Raw genomic sequence first — 16,659 nt, forward strand, 5'->3', positions numbered from 1 at the left:
GTCGTCTATTGGTATTTTGTTGTTCCCGTCATCGACCCGAATTATCAATAAGGCCATGAGTTGAATAAAATGGAATGTTCGTGTAAACTGTACAGAGGATTTCTGAAAAGAAGGGGTTACTATTGAAACTTATCCGTTTTAAGAAAGCGCAAGAAAAAATCGCCATGGGTTTTCTATCTTATATTCCCAGCGAAAAAATGCTGCGAAAACTTCAGGAGACCATTCAGCAATATTTATGCGATGAGAACAGTCAGCTATTTCTATACAAAGAAGCTGAAGACTATATTGGGCTGATTGGTGTGGAACTGGATGAACTTAATAAAACCTACACAATTCAGCACATTTCTGTTAATCCATCTTTCCGCGGCGAAGGAATTGGCTATGAAATGGTGAAAGAGCTGGCATTGATCTATCCAGGCTATCAATGTAAAAGTACCGACTTTACAGAACAATTTATACAAAGCTGTAAAAGAAAAGAAGAAGGCGCAGATTCCTAACTGCTGCCCTTCTTCTTTTCTTCGCGTTGCAGCAGAATATCTGACCTGTCCCGCTGCATATGCTTATGAATGACGGACGCGCTGTTTTTCGGCAAGAGCAACAGGGAAGGTCTTGCAGTCTCTGCTGCCGCCTGAAGCTCAGGTGAAACAGGGAGCGGGAACGCCGTAAAACACGTACCAGATTGCATCCGATTTAAGCTGTTCTGGATATGATGAAGAACTTCATCAACCGCCACTTCGTCATAATAGACATCAAATTTAGCCGGTATCTGACGGAAGCGTTGCGAAGCCTTATTCATTGTCCGGGAAGCGCCGGTCACATTTCCTCTGCGCCAATGATACATACCGGTCGCCAGCAGGATATAAGCAGTCAGCGGATGATCTTTTGAAAAACCGTCCTGCGTTTTCCAATACTCCTCCAGCACTTCATGGCATTCGAAATAGTCTTGATTGTCATTGAAATACACAATAAACTGTAGAAAAAGAGGATGGTAGTAAGGGTTCAACCAAATCATTCCTTTCTGTTAAGGTAGGTAAGCAAAATGAGCTATAGTGTGAAACTAGAAGTATTTGAAGGACCGTTAGATTTACTGCTGCATTTGATCAACCGCTTGGAAATTGATATTTATGATATACCCATGGCAGAGCTGACCCATCAGTACATAGAGCATCTGCATGCCATGCGTGTTCTGCAGTTGGACGAATTAAGCGAGTACCTGGTGCTTGCGGCTACCCTTCTCGAAATCAAAAGTAAAATGCTGCTGCCTGTCAATGAGGAAGAAGAATTTGACGAGGAGTTTGATTACGACGAAGAAGATCCGCGCGAAGAACTGATTGCCAGATTAATTGAGTACCGAAGATATAAAGAAGCTGCCGACTCGCTGCGGGAATCAGCAGCAGACCGTGACGAACATTTTACGAAAAAGCCTGAAGATCTGGCAGATTACGGTGAATTACTGATACCTGAAACAGCAGAGCAGCTGAATGTCTTCGATTTGATTGGCGCGTTCCAAAAGATGCTTCAGCGAAAAAAACTTCGTCTGCCGCTTACTGCAAGTATAACAAAAACGGAGCAGTCTGTCGGCGATCAGATGTCCGCAATCATGTGCAAACTTGAAATCTGCGGCGGGGAATGTGGATTCCATGAGCTGTTTGACATGACAAATACAGCAGAGCTGGTTCTGACATTTGTTTCTTTGCTGGAACTTATGAAACTGCAAGAAGTCATAGTCCGGCAGAGTGATAATTTTGAAGAGTTGACAATCTCATTGATTCAAGGAGAGGAATGAAATGGAAATAGAAAATACACAGCTGGGCAAAGCCGAGAGTTTTTTATTCGTCGCGGGTGATGAAGGTCTGACACTTGCACAGCTTTCTGCTTTACTGGATTGTGACGAAGTGCAGGCAGATCAGATTATCGCCAGATTACAAAAGAATTATGATGACGGCGAGGAACGGGGCATTACGGTCAAGCGCTATGGCGGAAGTTTCCGCTTGGTGACGAAAGGCGAACTGGCGGATGAAATCAAGAAAATGCTCGAAAATCCGAAACCATCGACCTTTACACAGGCAGCACTTGAGGTCCTGGCAATCATCGCATACAAACAGCCCGTCACACGTGTGGAAGTGGATGATCTTCGGGGAGTGAAATCTGAACGGGCATTGTATTCATTGACAGGCAAGGGTTTTGTCGAAGAAGTGGGAAGGATGGACGGTCCGGGGCGGCCGATTTTATATGGCACGACGGAGTTCTTTCTGGACCGTTTCGGCCTGGGGTCAATCGCTGAGCTCCCTCCGCTTTCATTGGAAGAAGAACAGGAAACGGAAGATCCGGATTTATTTATGACGAAGTTTCAGGAAGCTTTTTCAATACAGGGAGAAGGAGGACATGATGCTTGAGAAAGCGTTCGATGTTTGCACTCGTTGTCATGTGTATACTGCTGTTCAGCACACCACAATCGGCAGATGCATCTGGTTCTGCCTGGGCAGTAATTGATGCAGAGAACGGACGGCTGCTAAAGGGAGAGAATGAGCATACCCGGCTTCCGATTGCCAGTCTGACAAAAATGTGGACCGCGTATACATTTTTGGAGCTGCTGCCGGAAAATCAGGAAACAATCATTTCGAATGAAGCTGCCGCGGCAGAAGGCTCATCGATTTATCTGGAGGCCGGATCTGCTATGAAAACCCATGACCTGCTGTATGGACTGATGCTGCGCTCCGGCAATGATGCGGCACAGGCGCTTGCGGAGCATGCTGGAGGCTCATTAGAAGGGTTCGTTTATTTAATGAATGAACAGGCATCACATCACGGCTTGGATCAGACGTATTTTACAAATCCATCCGGCCTGCATAACGAACAGCATCTTTCCTCAGCATACGACACAGCCAAAATGCTGTACTATGCAATGAAAAATCCAGACTTCCGAAAAATCGCCACGACGGTAAACTATCCGTTTGAGAATGATCAGGGGAAACACAGCTGGCAGAATAAGCATCGCTTGCTCTTATCCGAGCCTTCCGCAATTGCGGGCAAAACGGGCTTTACGAAAGCGGCCGGCCGAACGCTCGCTACTTATTTTGAGAAAGACGGCAAGTCGGTCATAGTGGTGACACTGAATAACGGGGATGACTGGAGGACCCATAAACATCTTTCTCAGCAGGTATTTTCTGAATATCAACAGTACACTGTGGTGAAAAAAGGGCGCTATCAAGTTTTTCCTCATCTTACAGCGTCCATAGATCAGCCGATTAAAATGCTTGTCAGCAAAGAAGAGAAGAGAAATTTATCGAATGTGCTGCAAATTCCACAAACTGATGAACAACAGAAGGAAGGCTATTGGTCCGTCTACTTAGGAAAAGAACCCGTAAAGACTGTAGCAGTCAGCATCGAAAGCGATAAATAGCTATAATACTAACAATTTCGAAGATTGACCTGTCTAGGTCAGTCTTCTTTTCATTTAGCCCAAAGTGTGACATAATTTTTTACAGCATGTAACACCAAGGAGGAACCAATGGAAAGATTACAAAAAGTATTGGCGCAAGCTGGAGTGGCGTCTCGTAGAAAAGCTGAGAAACTGATTCTCGACGGCCTGGTTAAGGTGAACGGAAAAACGGTGACAGAACTTGGCACAAAAGTGAGCAGAACAGATACGATTGCAGTAGAAGGCGTTCAATTGACTAAAGAAACGCCTGTCTACTATTTACTCTATAAGCCCCGCGGCTACATATCTACCGTTGATGATGAAAAAGGACGCAAAACGGTCATGGACCTGGTACCTGAAGTAAGCCAGCGGATTTTCCCTGTCGGCAGATTGGACTATGACACGTCAGGCGTTCTGCTGCTGACAAATGACGGAGATTTTTCATACTTAATGACTCATCCGAAATTTAAAATTCAAAAACGTTATGTCGCGAAAGTAAAAGGCATTCCAACACGGGAAAACTTGAAAAAGTTAGAGACAGGAATTAATCTCGAAGATGGACTGACGGCGCCTGCTCAAGTAAAAATGACGACTGTCGATAAGAAAACTAATTCTGCTATTGTCGAAATTACGATCCACGAAGGCCGCAACAGACAAGTCCGCAGAATGTTTGAAGCAATAGGCTGTCCCGTTCAAAAGCTAAAACGTGAACAGTTTGCGAACTTGACGACACGCGGTTTAAATGCCGGCGAAGCGAGAGAGCTGACAACGCATGAACTGAAACAGTTGCGCGTTCTTGCGGAAACAGGCAAAATCGGCTGATAGAGGCGGTAAAAGTTCACAAACCTATCACTAGTGCTGCGTCAACTTTTTTTCCGTTTTGGTATAATGACTGTTGAACGTAAATTTGACGGGAGGTTTCATGATTGGCCAAGAAAGTAAACAAGAAAAAAAACCGGCTGATTTTCCGGACGGTCCTTCTCGTAATTATGGCGGCTATTATTGTATATGCGATTACTTCTAAAGATAAAGTGACAGTATTGGCTGAAGGAGACAAAGCTCCTGATTTCGAGCTGGTTGATCTGGATGGAAATGCGCATCGCTTATCAGATTACAAAGGCGAAGGTGTATTCTTGAATTTCTGGGGTACTTGGTGTCCGCCTTGTAAAAAAGAAATGCCGCATATGGAGGATATGTACAAAGACTTTGAAGCGAAGGGTGTAAATATCCTGACAGTGAATGTCGGAGAACCCAAAGTAAAGATTGAGCTTTTCAGAGATGACATGGGTCTTTCATTTCCAATGTTATGGGATAAGAATAAAACGGTAATGGATCTTTATAATATCAAACCGCTGCCTACGACTTTCTTAATTAACCCTGAAGGTAAAATTATAAAAATCATCAAACAAGGGATGACGGAAGAACAAATTAGGGAGTTTTTAGAAAGTATTCAGCCAAAGTAAGGAGTTTGTTACTCAATGAGCAATATTAAATGCCAATGCGGTCATGAAAACCCTTTTGGTACGGAGCTTTGTGAAAAGTGTGGACGGCCGTTGTCCGAAAAGGCGAAGAAAAGTGAAATTGTGGATATGCGGTACGAAGGCTCTTCCAGAAGGTCTCAGACTTACAGCAGCTCCATCATCGATAAAATTTGGAACTTTTTCTCGAGTGTGAAAATTGGGGTCAGCATCATAGCAGCTGTGTTGATTGCTTCTGCAATCGGTACGATTTTTCCTCAGAAGTTCTATGTACCTGCGACAACTGATGCAGAATATCTGGCATACTATGAGCGTCTGTACGGCACTGTCGGAAAACTATATTATCAGCTCGGTTTTTATGATATGTATAATAGCTGGTGGTTTAAAATCCTGGTCGGAATGCTCGGAACTTCTATTATTATCGCAAGTATAGACCGTGTAATTCCGCTGTATAAATCACTGAAAAAACAGCGGACACGCCGTCACCCATCCTTTATGAAACGTCAGCGAATTTTTGGAGAAGGCGAAATCGTAAACACAAAAGAGTCGCTCGATAATGCTGAAAAGAAACTGAAAGATTTTCATTATAATATAAAAAGAGAAGACGGAGCGATCCTGGCAGAAAAACACCGGTTTTCCCGCTGGGGCCCTTATGTAAACCATACCGGCTTGATCATCTTTTTTATCGGTGTTCTATTGCGTGGGATACCCGGTTTCTATGTAGATGAAACGATGTGGCTTCGTGAAGGCGAAACCCGCAATATCATTGGTGCAGACGGTTACGTTCTGGAAAATCGCGGATTTATTTTAGAAAACTATACTAAAGAAGAAGCAGAGGAAGTTTTCGGAGCAGCACTTGACAAAGTAGGTAGTGTTGTAAAAAACTACCAAACAGATGTCACCCTGTACAAGAAAAAAGACGGGGCGCTGCCTGGAAGTGACGATCTTGAAAAAATGAAAGACTATTCCATTGTTGTAAATAAACCGTTGACATTTAATGGCTACAGCGTTTTCCAGATGGATTATAAGTTGAATGAATTGAGTACCATGACATTTCATTTAGTAGAAAAAACAACCGAAAAATCGTTGGGAGAATTCACGGTCAATCTGAGTAATCCAGAAAAAGAGTATGACCTAGGAAATGGATCTACAGTTGATATGCTCGGTTTTTATCCTGATTACGACGGAATTAAGGACGGCGAGCCATACTCCAAGTCGCCAATTCCGAATAACCCGGCCTTCATTTTTCAAATGAACACGCCTGATAAGCCGGAGGGTGAAAAGAGTTTTATTGCCATCCAGCAAACGTTAGAGGTTGAAGAAAATGATTATGCAGTGAAGTTTGCCGCTGCTGATACTCGAAACATTTCCGGTTTAACGATTAGGAAAGACAAGACATTATACATTCTCTTGCTGGGCGGACTGGTCTTTATGATCGGTGTTATTCAGGGCATGTACTGGCAACATCGAAGAATCTGGATTCAAGAGGATTCAGAAGGACATCTACTGATTGCTGCACACACGAATAAAAACTGGTTCTCTTTACGAAAAGAACTAGATAAATTACGGGAGTCTGCAGACTTGCCTGCTTATATTGATCGTCAGGATCCTGAGTTGGACAAGCTAGAACAGGAAGGGGACGAAAACATATGGACTTAGTTACCATCAGCAGTAACTTATTATTTGTTTCATTTGTTGCCTATTTAGTGGCTACACTGTTTTTTGGTGGAGCAATTAAGAAATCGAAAACAGAAAAAGCTTATCACAACAGTAAGTGGGGAACCATCGGTCTGATCATTACAATCATCGGATTCCTAACCCACTTAGGATATTTCTTTACAAGATGGGCCGCTTCAGGTCATGCACCGCTCAGTAACATGTTCGAGTTTACAACTGCATTTGGAATGATGCTCGTGGGGGCATTCATTCTGCTGTATATTCTCTACCGGACACCGTCGCTCGGATTATTTGCACTGCCGGTTGCAATTATCATTATCTCTTATGCGACCATGTTTCCGCGGGAAGTTACTCCGTTGATTCCTGCATTGCAGAGTAAATGGTTGTTCATTCACGTAATTACAACCGTTATCGGTGAATCGATCCTTGCGATCAGTGCGATTGCAGGACTTGTATTTCTAGTGAAGAATATTGATATGACAAAAAAGTCCAAACAACGGTTTTGGATTGAAGCAGTGATGTATACGCTGATTCTTGTACTTGGTTTTGTAGTCACATCCACGACATTCAAAGTAATGAATTATGAAGCTGAATTTGCGTATATTGATAAAAATCAGGAGCCTGCTGAAATTACGTATCATGTCCCGCCATTATTCGGGATGAACGAATACGAAGCAATGACACCTGATGCAATGACGCCTTTCTTTGAACTGCCGCCGATTATAAACGCTCAAAAGATGTCTTCTCTTGTGTGGTCTATTGCGGTAGGTTCTGTGCTGTACCTTATCTTGCGCTTGATTGCGCGCAAGCCGATTGCTGCGGTTTTCCAGCCGCTCGCAAGAAAAGCGAACTCTCAGCTGATGGATGAAATCGGCTATCGGGCTGTACTGATCGGCTTTCCGGTCTTTACACTCGGTGCATTGATCTTCGCTATGATCTGGGCGCACGAAGCCTGGTCGAGATTCTGGGGATGGGATCCAAAAGAAGTTTGGGCTCTCATCACATGGCTGTTCTATGCTGCGTTTCTTCACTTGCGTCTGTCACGCGGATGGGAAGGTCAGAAATCGGCTTGGCTGGCTGTAATAGGTTTCGTCATCATTATGTTTAACTTGATCGCGGTTAACCTGATTATTGCAGGCTTGCATTCATACGCATAACAGCGGACTGCATGGCAAACATTGTCATGCAGTCTTTTTATTTCTTTTTAAAGAAGATAAATTGTACAATAGGAGATAGAAGACTGTCGAAAGGGGCAATGATTTGTGGAAGAGACTGTGAAGCTATTAGTAGTTGACGATGAGGATCGGATCCGTCGGCTTCTGAATATGTATTTATCCCGTGAAGGCTACGAAATCGATGAAGCGGTAGATGGTGCGGAAGCATTGGAGAAAGCGTTTTCTGAACAGTATGACTGCATCTTGCTGGACGTAATGATGCCGGAGAAAGACGGACTGGAAGTACTTGCCGAACTGCGTGAAAATAAACAAATGACTCCTGTCATTCTGTTGACGGCAAAAGGAGAAGAATCGGATCGTGTCGGAGGTTTTGAGAGCGGCGCAGATGATTATATTGTCAAACCGTTCAGTCCCAGAGAAGTGGTTCTGCGCGTTAAAGCGATGCTCAGGAGATCTGTTTCTTTCCCGAACGTTTCGACTTCATCCACCTCCAAAGATTTGGTTGTCTTCCCTCAGCTGACGATTGATCACGATGCACACCGCGTCACGGCGGAAGGCAAAGAGGTAAATTTAACGCCGAAAGAATATGAATTGCTTTATTTCCTGGCGAAGTCTCCAGATAAAGTGTTCGACAGGGAACAATTGCTGAAAGAAGTTTGGCATTATGAATTTTTCGGTGACTTGCGGACGGTAGATACCCACGTCAAACGTCTCCGTGAAAAACTCAGCCGCGTATCTGAACGGGCAGCTAAAATGATCGTCACCGTTTGGGGTGTCGGCTATAAGTTCGAGGTTCCGAACGAATGATCAGAATATGGAATTCAATTGTCGGGAAGCTATGGGCCACCATATTGCTTCTCGTTTCATTTGTATTGTTCATTGTGACATTGCTTCTGCTTGAATTTCTGGATAATTTTCATACGAAACAGGCGGAAGAGTCTTTGCAGAGGGAAGCTGCCACCATCAGCAAAATTGTCAATGACCGGGAAGAACGATCATCGAGTTCCATGCACCAAATTATTGATGACATATTAGATATGGAAACGAATGCAGTAATAGTCGATGAGCAAGGGACTGTTCTGTATTCTTTTCACAATGCGGACGCGAAAGAGGAAATCGAAAAGAAACTGCTGTCTGAAAACAGCCTATTCAGATCTCCTGAGGCAGGGAAGCAGAAAGTGAAAGAAATGATTCTGCCTTCATTGACGGAAGATAAAGTAATGGAACAGTATCTGATTCTGTCCTATCCGTTTACACAGCTGTCAGGCGAAAAAGCCAGTGTTCTGATGTATCAGAGTCTGGATGCCGTGCATCGGACAACAAAAAGCACGACAAACATCGTATTTCTGTCAGCCTTCATCGCATTTATACTGACTACGTTTTTTGCATTTTTCCTATCAACACGAATTACACTGCCTTTGCGCAAAATGAAACAGGCGGCATTTGAATTGTCTAAAGGGAACTTTGATACACATCTGCCAGTCGCTCAAAAAGATGAAATCGGTCAGCTGGCGACGGCCTTTAATCAGATGGGACGGCAATTGAAATATAATATCGAACTGATCAAACAGGAGAAAGAGCAATTATCCAGCATCCTCACATCGATGGCGGATGCAGTCGTTACATTTAATCAAGATTATTCTATTTTACTGAAAAATCCACAGGCAGAGCTGCTGCTGAAAAAGTGGTACGGCTATAATAATAATAAGAATAAACCGCTCCCTAAGGAAGTTTTCCACATGCTGGAACATGCGATTTCATTTTCTGAAGAAGTGGAAGATGAACTGGAATTGGGCGGTCAGTTTTATGTTATATCCATTAGTCCGCTATACAGTGAAAACAGTATACGCGGTGCTGTCGCTGTGTTCCGGGATATGACGGAGCAGCATAAGCTGGATAAATTGCGCTCAGATTTCATTGCCAATGTTTCTCATGAACTGCGGACTCCGATATCCATGCTGCAAGGCTACAGTGAAGCAATTATAGATGACGTGGTCAGCAGTGAAGAAGAACGTATGGAAATGGTTCAGATCATTCATGACGAATCAAAGAGGATGAGCCGTCTGGTAACTGATCTATTGAACCTGGCAAGAATGGATTCCGGCCATATACAGCTGCAGGAACAGCCTATGCCGATTGTTGAATTCCTCAATCGAATGGTGACAAAGTTCTCACAGGTGGCAAAGGATGCACATGTTAACTTGTCACTCGATACAAATCAATCGTCCGATTTAACTGTTATGGCAGATGAAGACCGTTTGGAGCAAGTGTTTACCAATCTGATTGATAATGCGATCCGTCACACTCATGATGGAGGCGCTGTGACACTCGGTGTTTATCAGACGAACGGAATGATTGATATGACTGTGTCGGATACAGGTGTCGGCATACCTGAAAAAGATCTGCCTTTTGTATTTGAACGTTTTTATAAAGCGGATAAAGCGAGGACGCGGGGTAAAGGCGGCACAGGTTTAGGTCTGGCCATTGCGAAGAATATTATGGAAGCACACCGCGGTACGATACTGGCGACACGCGGAGATGTCAATGGGACCATCTTCATTTGTTCACTTCCATTAACAAAGAACTGAAACTTTTCCTCGAATAAAACGACTACTCTATAGAACGAGGGGATTGAATGGATGATTCCATTTTTCTGCGATTATATGAAGACTTTCATCACGATGTGTTCAATTTTTTGACGTACTTGACACGCAATCGCGACATCGCAGAGGATCTGATGCATGAAGTGTATGTGCGTGTGTTGAAATCATATGGAAGTTTTGAAGGCAAAAGCTCTGAAAAAACTTGGTTGTTTGCAATTGCGAAAAATGTGTCAATCGATTACTTCCGCAAGCAGGCGACAATGAAAAAACATACGGATCTTCATTTTGATTGGGAAGCACAGCAGCTTGAATCAGCAGATCGATTGCCTGAACAGCTGGTAGAAATGGATGAAGAGACACAATTGGTGTTGGAAGAACTGCATCAATGCACTGGTGATCAAAAAATGGTTATCCTGATGCGTTTCTTCCAAGATCTAAGCATTGCAGAAACGGCTGAAGTGCTTGGGTGGACTGAAGCAAAGGTGAAAACTACCCAGCATCGTGCGGTTAAGGCGCTGAAAGACAAAGTGGAAGCGCGTTCGGTGGGAAAGGGGCGATTATATGAGTAATGATCAGTGGAATGAAGACAAGATTAAAAAGTCATTACGCAATATGCCTGAGATTTCAGATCACCGCTCGAAAGAAGAAATATTGCAACGACTGAAAAACGACACGAGACTGAGCGAAGAATTACAGCCGAAAAGGAAACAGAAGAAACCAAAATGGCCGCCGATTCTTGCGGCAGTGGCAGCAGTTTTTTTGCTAAGTATTTTGATTCCAACTTTTCTTAATCAATCGAGTCAAGTATCGATGGATAAAGCGGTAACGGAGAGAGACAAAATGGATGATTCCCAATTGGATAACAGTGCGGAGTCAGCCCAAAGTCTTCCTGCTGAAACTTTTCAAATCCCTGAAGAGGAATCAGCCGCATTCTCAAGAAAATTCACGGGGGCACCGCCGCATTATGCGGTCTACCTGTCTGATGTAAAAGATTACACGGCATTTCATATCGGGCTTGCCACCAATCAAGCCACAATTGTCCCGATAACTTTCCTGATTCCAAATGAACAGATTGGGGCTGATCTGGGAATCGAGCCGGATGCGGTCGCATTGTATAACCGGTATGCGGGGGAAATCGATGAAGATTCACTCGGCTTTACTTCTTATCATCCTTATAAAGCGGATATTTCATCAAATGGGAATCAGGTTCTTATGAAGTTGTTTGACAAGCATTCCTATGACATGGGGAGTGCCGCGTTAGAAATGCTAAAACTTTCTGTCCAGGATACATTTTACGGCTTCGATGAAGTCCAATTTCTGAAAGAAGACGGCTCTCCGATTACTTTCGATCAAGCAGGAGAAGCAAGTGAGCCTGCGAAAATTAGCGGAAACAAGTCGCGGCAGGCCTATTACCGGTTCACTCAGGATAATGGCGAAGAACTGCTGTCATCGGATTTTGGAAAAACCTTTGATAGCGCGGAACAAGCACTGGCAGCTATGAAGGAAAATCCGAATGATGTGTATTCGAGTGTTATTCCCGAAGGCATAGATTTTACGGTAACCGAAAATAAGGAATTGCTGCAAGTGAAATTTACCGGGCCGTTGAATATAGAGCATTTAGAAATGGAAGATGCTATGCAGATGATTGAAGGGATTCTGCTGACTGCTGCAAGCTTCAATCTGCAAGTTGAATTTGAACAAGTGGTGCAAGAGCAGTGGAGCGATTTTGACTTTACAAAACCGCTGCCCAAGCCGATTGGAGCCAATCCTAAATTTCTTATTCTCGAATAATTCTGTTTTGTAGACGCCAGTAGTTTACAAAACAGTTTTTTTTAGATACAATAGGAGTATAACTTAATATTGATTCATCTTCGGGGCAGGGTGTAATTCCCGACCGGCGGAAATGAAATAGTTTTCTATTTTTAGCCCGCGAGCTTAACAGCTGATTCTGGTGAGATTCCGGAGCCGACAGTATAGTCTGGATGGGAGAAGGTGAAGGTGCAGCCATCTTTTTGTGTACGCAAAAAATGGTGCTTGTTTACACACGGATAAATCTCAGGATTTCATCTGTTATTAACAATGCATTTAAATCTCCCTAAAGCATAGTTGCTTTAGGGATTTTTTAGCGAAGCAGCAGATGTGCGGCCCTTTCCTCTTTTGAAGTGAATCGCAAAAGGAGAGAGGAACAAATGAATAGCAAGAAGTTACACAAATTGATTTTGATCGCAATACTGGGGAGTATCTCAACCGTTTTAATGCAGTTTAACTTCCCGCTGCCTGCAATGCCTGGATTCCTGAAAATTGATTTCAGTGAAATCCCAGCAGTCATGGCAATTATGACGATGGGGCCGGTTGCAGGAATTGGAGTGGAATTACTGAAGAACGTGATGCACTGGTTTTTATCCGGAAGCCCGACCGGCGTGCCGGTTGGTGAAATTGCAAACTTTATGACAGGCGTACTGTTCATCATGCCGATTTACTGGATTTTTATGAAATATCGTTCGGCAAAAGGCCTGGCTGCAGGATTGATTGCAGGCACAACCGCTATGGCCGTAGGAATGAGCTTATTGAATTACCTGGTGTTCCTGCCGATGTACACATATTTCTTAGGCATGCCGGCAGTAACAGGAAATGCGCTTTATCAAATGATTATTCTCGGAATCTTGCCTTTTAACCTGATCAAAGGTGTTATATTACTGGCAATTTCGTTAATGCTATATAGAAGCATGGAAAAATGGATTCTTCAGCAGCAGAAAAAACTGCTCGCATAATATATGAAACAGCAGCCTCCTTTATATTAATAGAGGAGACTGCTGTTTTTAGTTTTTACTGAAGAAAGGGTGTGATCGCTTGTCAAAAGGATTATTTCATCATGTGGAGATATATGTCTCAGATCTAGAAAAATCAATTCAATTTTGGGGTTGGTTATTAGAGGAATTAGGTTGCAGTCTCTATCAGGAATGGGAACAGGGGAGAAGTTGGAAAATACATGATACATACATCGTTTTTGTACAGACAGAAGAACGCTTTATGGATGTGCCATACCATAGATGCCGGACAGGTTTAAACCATTTGGCCTTTCACGCTGATTCGCGTCAACATATCAATTATATTATCGGAAAACTAAAAGATAAAGGAATTTCCGTCCTTTACCCTGAACAACATCCGTATGCCGGAGGAACAGAACATTACGTCGTTTACTTCGAAGACCCAGATAGAATAAAAGTGGAACTAGTCGCTCCTTAAGAAGAAGGTAATGTCACTGGGTAATAAGCAATCAGTTAAGGTTACGTGACAAGTATTCAGATAAATAAAAAACAACACATCCATTACTCTGGAAGTGTTGTTGATTACGAATCAATCTTCATATTTTAAGGGATCGCCTTCGAAAGGGTCATCCGCTATTTTAATCGAATCAGTAGGACAGCCATCGAACGCATCTTCGAGATCCTCCATCAGTTCTTCTGGAACTTCAGTGTTTCCCGTGTTATCATCTAAAATAACAAACGCGATTCCCTCATCATCATAATCGTAGATATCCGGTGCCGCAGCTCCGCAGGCTCCGCAGGCTATACATGTATCCTGATCTACAATTGTATATTTTTTTTCAGACATTGTCTTTCTCCCTTCCCGTTCACTCAACCTATTTTGTATCTACTCTATTCTAAAGCTGTTTTCATCACTTTTCAACAATAAAACTTTATTTCTTGTGGAGGGAGTGCAATTGAATTTTGTTTCGATCTTATTAACGATGTTCCAGCACCTGCACGGCGAACGTTCGGCCTCCGGTGTCTATCATATTCTGCGCGGCAAACGGTCAGGCCAGACATTGCAAGACGTAGAAAACTATCAGCTGAAACCTTTTTATGCTCTGTTTCCTGCTCTCTCAGCCGCAGATTTTCAACAATTGATTGAGCGGATGATGGAAGAGGGCCTAATACATACGGAAGAACAGGTTGTATTTGTGACAGCAAAAGGACACAATCAGCTGCCGAATGAAGAATGGCATTTCAACGGCTGGGAATACCGGGGCAAAGAGAGGGAATTCATGAAGCGGCTTGCCCTGACGGTTCAAACACTTTCGCAGCTTCGATCAGGTGAAACGATGTTTACCCCCATTCAAAACGAATTACATATCCAGCAATTCGTTAAAGAATTCATTCGCAGTCATCGACAGACGACTCGATTAGCGGATTCTTTGCGGCAGGAATTTGAGTTATTGCTGAATGAAGCAACATTCAGCGAAGTTCAGTGTACGATACTTATGTACCGCCTGACTGGTCATCAGAAGACGGCATTTACTTGGGATCAATTGGCGGAAGTACTGGAACTTCCTGTTGAAACCATTCAGCTGTATTTTTTGGAAAGTCTTCATAAAGCCCTTGATTTCATAGGTCGGTCTGAAGAATTGCCTCTGCTAACAACTCTTTCGGCCGGCTGCAGGGTGGAGATTTATTTGACACAGTCCGCAGAACGTTCAAGGAAGTTATTCCAGCAAGGCTTTTCAATAGAGCAGATTGCTTCGCTCCGTCAGTTGAAACTGAGTACCATTGAAGATCATATGATTGAAATGGCGGCAAACAGCCTGCATTTTCCATTTGCCCGGTTTATTTCGGAAGAACAGATTGAAAAGGTCTGGCAGCACATAGACCGGCTGCAGACGAAGCGGCTGCGCCTGCTGAAGGAACAGTCTCCGGAGTTATCTTATTTTGAGCTGAGGCTGATCATCATGCATGGAAGGCGGGTGGAGGACAAGTGAATCTACAGCAGGTACTTCATGACAAATTCGGCTATTCATCATTTCGACCCGGACAGGAAGAAGTGATCCGTCATATCTTAGAAGGCAGAGATACGGCTGCAATTTTTCCAACAGGAATGGGAAAGTCCCTGTGCTATCAGCTGCCCGCATACGTAATGGAAGGCGCCGTCATTATTGTGTCGCCCCTTGTTGCGCTGATGGAAGACCAGGTAGCAATCTTGCGTAAAACCAAAGAAAAACGTGTGGTGGCCATTAATTCATTTTTATCCAGACAGGAGAAGGATTTGGCGCTCAGTACACTGCACCGCTATAAGTTCATTTTCCTTTCACCTGAAATGTTGATGCAGTCCCATGTGCAGCAGCTGATCGAGCAACTGAAAGTCGCCTTCTTTGTCGTTGATGAAGCACATTGTATATCAGAATGGGGTTTTGATTTCCGTCCCGACTACTTACGGATGAAGGATTTCTTTTCTACAGAACACAGAGCGCCTATTCTGGCATTGACCGCGACAGCCAATGATCAAGTAATTTCAGATATCTCTTCTTATTTGAATTTACAGCATCCGCATATCGAAAGGCTGCCGATAGACCGTCCGGCTATTTCTTACCGGGTTCTGCATTTAGAAAACCAAAGAGCAAAAACCGATTGGATCATTGAGAGACTTTCTTCTACCAGGGGACCCGGCATTATCTATGTCGCCTCAAGGAAACGGGCGGATGAACTATCTGCCATCATAAGAGAGAATAATATCCGGACGGCCAGTTACCACGGCGGCAAGGAGCAGGATGAACGTTCAATCATCCAAGAGCAATTTGTTCAGGGAGAACTGGATTGGATTTGTGCAACAAATGCATTTGGAATGGGGATTCACAAAGATGATATCCGGCAAATTATCCACGAACACCTGCCTGCTACACCGTCAGCTTATATTCAAGAAGTGGGAAGAGCAGGCAGGGACGGAAAGAAAGCGGCAGCTACATTGCTGTACAGTGAACGGGATATTGAAAAATTGAAGTTCATTATCTATGAAGATCTGCCGGACGAACAGCAAATTCGTTATTATCATACACTTGTGCAGACAGGTGAATCGGTAAAGCTTGCAGCCGAACGGGCAGGACTGAGTGAAGTAGCTGCCCGTCTGCTGGACTACTATTTTGAACAATTTGATGTACATCATGTTATTCAGCAAATGCGAGATATCATTCAGGTCAAAGAACGGCAGATCAGCGAGATGCAGAAGTATGTAAAAAGTGATGGCTGTCTGCGAAAACAGCTGCTCAGTTATTTTGGTGAAAAACCTGTTAACACAGCAGATGAGTGTTGTTCGCTATGCGCAGAACCTGACGACAGCTGGCTTATGCAAACGAATGTCACAGATAAACATTTGAGCGAATTAAACTGGCGGGAACGACTTCAGCAGTTACTTGGCTAAGGCATCTGTCCTTATTTACTTTTCCGACAAAATTCGGCATAATGGTAGTAAGTATACATTCGAATCGTGTCTGTTTCTTGAGAGTTTAAGAAATGAATTACATCCCATAATGA

The 16,659-nt window shown here is 43.5% G+C and carries 18 protein-coding genes and 1 riboswitch; of the genes, 16 read left to right on the plus strand and 2 right to left on the minus strand.

What is annotated here, in order from left to right; translation table 11 throughout:
• The first annotated feature begins 122 nt into the window (after positions 1-122).
• A complete protein-coding gene (locus NCCP2331_RS08845; protein WP_153720308.1) occupies positions 123-497 on the plus strand; it encodes a GNAT family N-acetyltransferase in 375 nt (124 codons plus the stop codon).
• Here the strand turns inward: NCCP2331_RS08845 and NCCP2331_RS08850 are convergent.
• Positions 494-1,003: a DUF309 domain-containing protein gene (locus tag NCCP2331_RS08850; RefSeq protein ID WP_153720307.1), complete on the minus strand. Its 510-nt coding sequence runs from the start codon at positions 1,001-1,003 to the stop codon at positions 494-496. The genes NCCP2331_RS08845 and NCCP2331_RS08850 overlap by 4 nt on opposite strands.
• Positions 1,004-1,039: 36 nt before the next feature.
• Here NCCP2331_RS08850 and NCCP2331_RS08855 point away from each other — a divergent pair, with 36 nt between their 5' ends.
• From NCCP2331_RS08855 to NCCP2331_RS08915, 13 genes are all read left to right on the plus strand, one after another.
• Positions 1,040-1,786, plus strand: a complete 747-nt coding sequence (locus tag NCCP2331_RS08855) for a segregation/condensation protein A (protein ID WP_251670076.1) — start codon at positions 1,040-1,042, stop codon at positions 1,784-1,786.
• A gap of 1 nt (position 1,787) precedes the next feature.
• On the plus strand, positions 1,788-2,396 hold the full coding sequence (gene scpB / locus NCCP2331_RS08860; protein ID WP_251670077.1) for an SMC-Scp complex subunit ScpB: 609 nt from the start codon (positions 1,788-1,790) through the stop codon (positions 2,394-2,396).
• Entirely contained in the window at positions 2,393-3,403 is a 1,011-nt protein-coding gene (locus NCCP2331_RS08865) for a D-alanyl-D-alanine carboxypeptidase family protein (RefSeq protein WP_251670079.1), read from the plus strand. Before scpB ends, NCCP2331_RS08865 begins: the two co-directional genes overlap by 4 nt.
• A gap of 108 nt (positions 3,404-3,511) precedes the next feature.
• The gene (locus tag NCCP2331_RS08870) at positions 3,512-4,243 is read left to right on the plus strand and encodes a pseudouridine synthase (RefSeq protein ID WP_251670081.1); all 732 of its coding nucleotides are present in this window, start codon (positions 3,512-3,514) and stop codon (positions 4,241-4,243) included.
• Positions 4,244-4,347: 104 nt separating this feature from the next.
• Complete coding sequence (resA, locus tag NCCP2331_RS08875) at positions 4,348-4,884, plus strand: thiol-disulfide oxidoreductase ResA (protein WP_153720303.1); 537 nt, start codon at positions 4,348-4,350, stop codon at positions 4,882-4,884.
• A gap of 15 nt (positions 4,885-4,899) precedes the next feature.
• Positions 4,900-6,558 carry a cytochrome c biogenesis protein ResB gene (resB, locus tag NCCP2331_RS08880; protein ID WP_251670082.1) on the plus strand — a complete coding sequence of 553 codons (1,659 nt, stop codon included), beginning with the start codon at positions 4,900-4,902 and terminating at the stop codon, positions 6,556-6,558.
• Positions 6,549-7,733 carry a c-type cytochrome biogenesis protein CcsB gene (ccsB, locus tag NCCP2331_RS08885; RefSeq protein WP_251670084.1) on the plus strand — a complete coding sequence of 395 codons (1,185 nt, stop codon included), beginning with the start codon at positions 6,549-6,551 and terminating at the stop codon, positions 7,731-7,733. Before resB ends, ccsB begins: the two co-directional genes overlap by 10 nt.
• Positions 7,734-7,838: 105 nt before the next feature.
• Complete coding sequence (locus tag NCCP2331_RS08890) at positions 7,839-8,558, plus strand: response regulator transcription factor (protein ID WP_153720300.1); 720 nt, start codon at positions 7,839-7,841, stop codon at positions 8,556-8,558.
• Positions 8,555-10,339 carry an ATP-binding protein gene (locus NCCP2331_RS08895; protein ID WP_251670087.1) on the plus strand — a complete coding sequence of 595 codons (1,785 nt, stop codon included), beginning with the start codon at positions 8,555-8,557 and terminating at the stop codon, positions 10,337-10,339. The genes NCCP2331_RS08890 and NCCP2331_RS08895 overlap by 4 nt, the downstream gene beginning before the upstream one ends.
• Positions 10,340-10,386: 47 nt before the next feature.
• Positions 10,387-10,923: a sigma-70 family RNA polymerase sigma factor gene (locus NCCP2331_RS08900; RefSeq protein WP_153720298.1), complete on the plus strand. Its 537-nt coding sequence runs from the start codon at positions 10,387-10,389 to the stop codon at positions 10,921-10,923.
• Positions 10,916-12,145, plus strand: a complete 1,230-nt coding sequence (locus tag NCCP2331_RS08905) for a GerMN domain-containing protein (RefSeq protein WP_153720297.1) — start codon at positions 10,916-10,918, stop codon at positions 12,143-12,145. The genes NCCP2331_RS08900 and NCCP2331_RS08905 overlap by 8 nt, the downstream gene beginning before the upstream one ends.
• A gap of 72 nt (positions 12,146-12,217) precedes the next feature.
• Positions 12,218-12,352: riboswitch (FMN riboswitch) on the plus strand.
• Positions 12,353-12,543: 191 nt separating this feature from the next.
• Positions 12,544-13,125 carry an ECF transporter S component gene (locus tag NCCP2331_RS08910; RefSeq protein WP_153720296.1) on the plus strand — a complete coding sequence of 194 codons (582 nt, stop codon included), beginning with the start codon at positions 12,544-12,546 and terminating at the stop codon, positions 13,123-13,125.
• Positions 13,126-13,204: 79 nt separating this feature from the next.
• On the plus strand, positions 13,205-13,600 hold the full coding sequence (locus tag NCCP2331_RS08915; RefSeq protein ID WP_251670089.1) for a VOC family protein: 396 nt from the start codon (positions 13,205-13,207) through the stop codon (positions 13,598-13,600).
• A 111-nt stretch (positions 13,601-13,711) separates the two neighbouring features.
• Here the strand turns inward: NCCP2331_RS08915 and NCCP2331_RS08920 are convergent, their stop codons facing one another.
• Positions 13,712-13,969, minus strand: coding sequence for a ferredoxin (locus tag NCCP2331_RS08920; RefSeq protein ID WP_153720294.1), 258 nt, complete (start codon positions 13,967-13,969; stop codon positions 13,712-13,714).
• A gap of 109 nt (positions 13,970-14,078) precedes the next feature.
• On the opposite strand from NCCP2331_RS08920, the gene NCCP2331_RS08925 reads away from it, so the two are divergent.
• Both NCCP2331_RS08925 and NCCP2331_RS08930 read left to right on the plus strand, forming a co-directional pair.
• A complete protein-coding gene (locus tag NCCP2331_RS08925; RefSeq protein WP_251670092.1) occupies positions 14,079-15,113 on the plus strand; it encodes a YpbB family protein in 1,035 nt (344 codons plus the stop codon).
• A complete protein-coding gene (locus tag NCCP2331_RS08930) occupies positions 15,110-16,546 on the plus strand; it encodes a RecQ family ATP-dependent DNA helicase (RefSeq protein WP_251670094.1) in 1,437 nt (478 codons plus the stop codon). The genes NCCP2331_RS08925 and NCCP2331_RS08930 overlap by 4 nt, the downstream gene beginning before the upstream one ends.
• The last annotated feature ends 113 nt before the right edge of the window (positions 16,547-16,659 follow it).

This window comes from Sporosarcina sp. NCCP-2331 (assembly GCF_023707945.1).
Lineage (GTDB): Bacteria > Bacillota > Bacilli > Bacillales_A > Planococcaceae > Sporosarcina > Sporosarcina cascadiensis.

Bases quoted from the DNA above. Each gene is read 5' to 3' on its own strand.
- NCCP2331_RS08855 (WP_251670076.1), top strand. From the start codon at position 1,040: ATGAGCTATAGTGTGAAACTAGAAGTATTTGAAGGACCGTTAGATTTA.
- scpB (WP_251670077.1), top strand. From the start codon at position 1,788: ATGGAAATAGAAAATACACAGCTGGGCAAAGCCGAGAGTTTTTTATTC.
- NCCP2331_RS08870 (WP_251670081.1), top strand. From the start codon at position 3,512: ATGGAAAGATTACAAAAAGTATTGGCGCAAGCTGGAGTGGCGTCTCGT.
- resB (WP_251670082.1), top strand. From the start codon at position 4,900: ATGAGCAATATTAAATGCCAATGCGGTCATGAAAACCCTTTTGGTACG.
- ccsB (WP_251670084.1), top strand. From the start codon at position 6,549: ATGGACTTAGTTACCATCAGCAGTAACTTATTATTTGTTTCATTTGTT.
- NCCP2331_RS08895 (WP_251670087.1), top strand. From the start codon at position 8,555: ATGATCAGAATATGGAATTCAATTGTCGGGAAGCTATGGGCCACCATA.
- NCCP2331_RS08900 (WP_153720298.1), top strand. From the start codon at position 10,387: ATGGATGATTCCATTTTTCTGCGATTATATGAAGACTTTCATCACGAT.
- NCCP2331_RS08905 (WP_153720297.1), top strand. From the start codon at position 10,916: ATGAGTAATGATCAGTGGAATGAAGACAAGATTAAAAAGTCATTACGC.
- NCCP2331_RS08910 (WP_153720296.1), top strand. From the start codon at position 12,544: ATGAATAGCAAGAAGTTACACAAATTGATTTTGATCGCAATACTGGGG.
- NCCP2331_RS08920 (WP_153720294.1), bottom strand. From the start codon at position 13,969: ATGTCTGAAAAAAAATATACAATTGTAGATCAGGATACATGTATAGCC.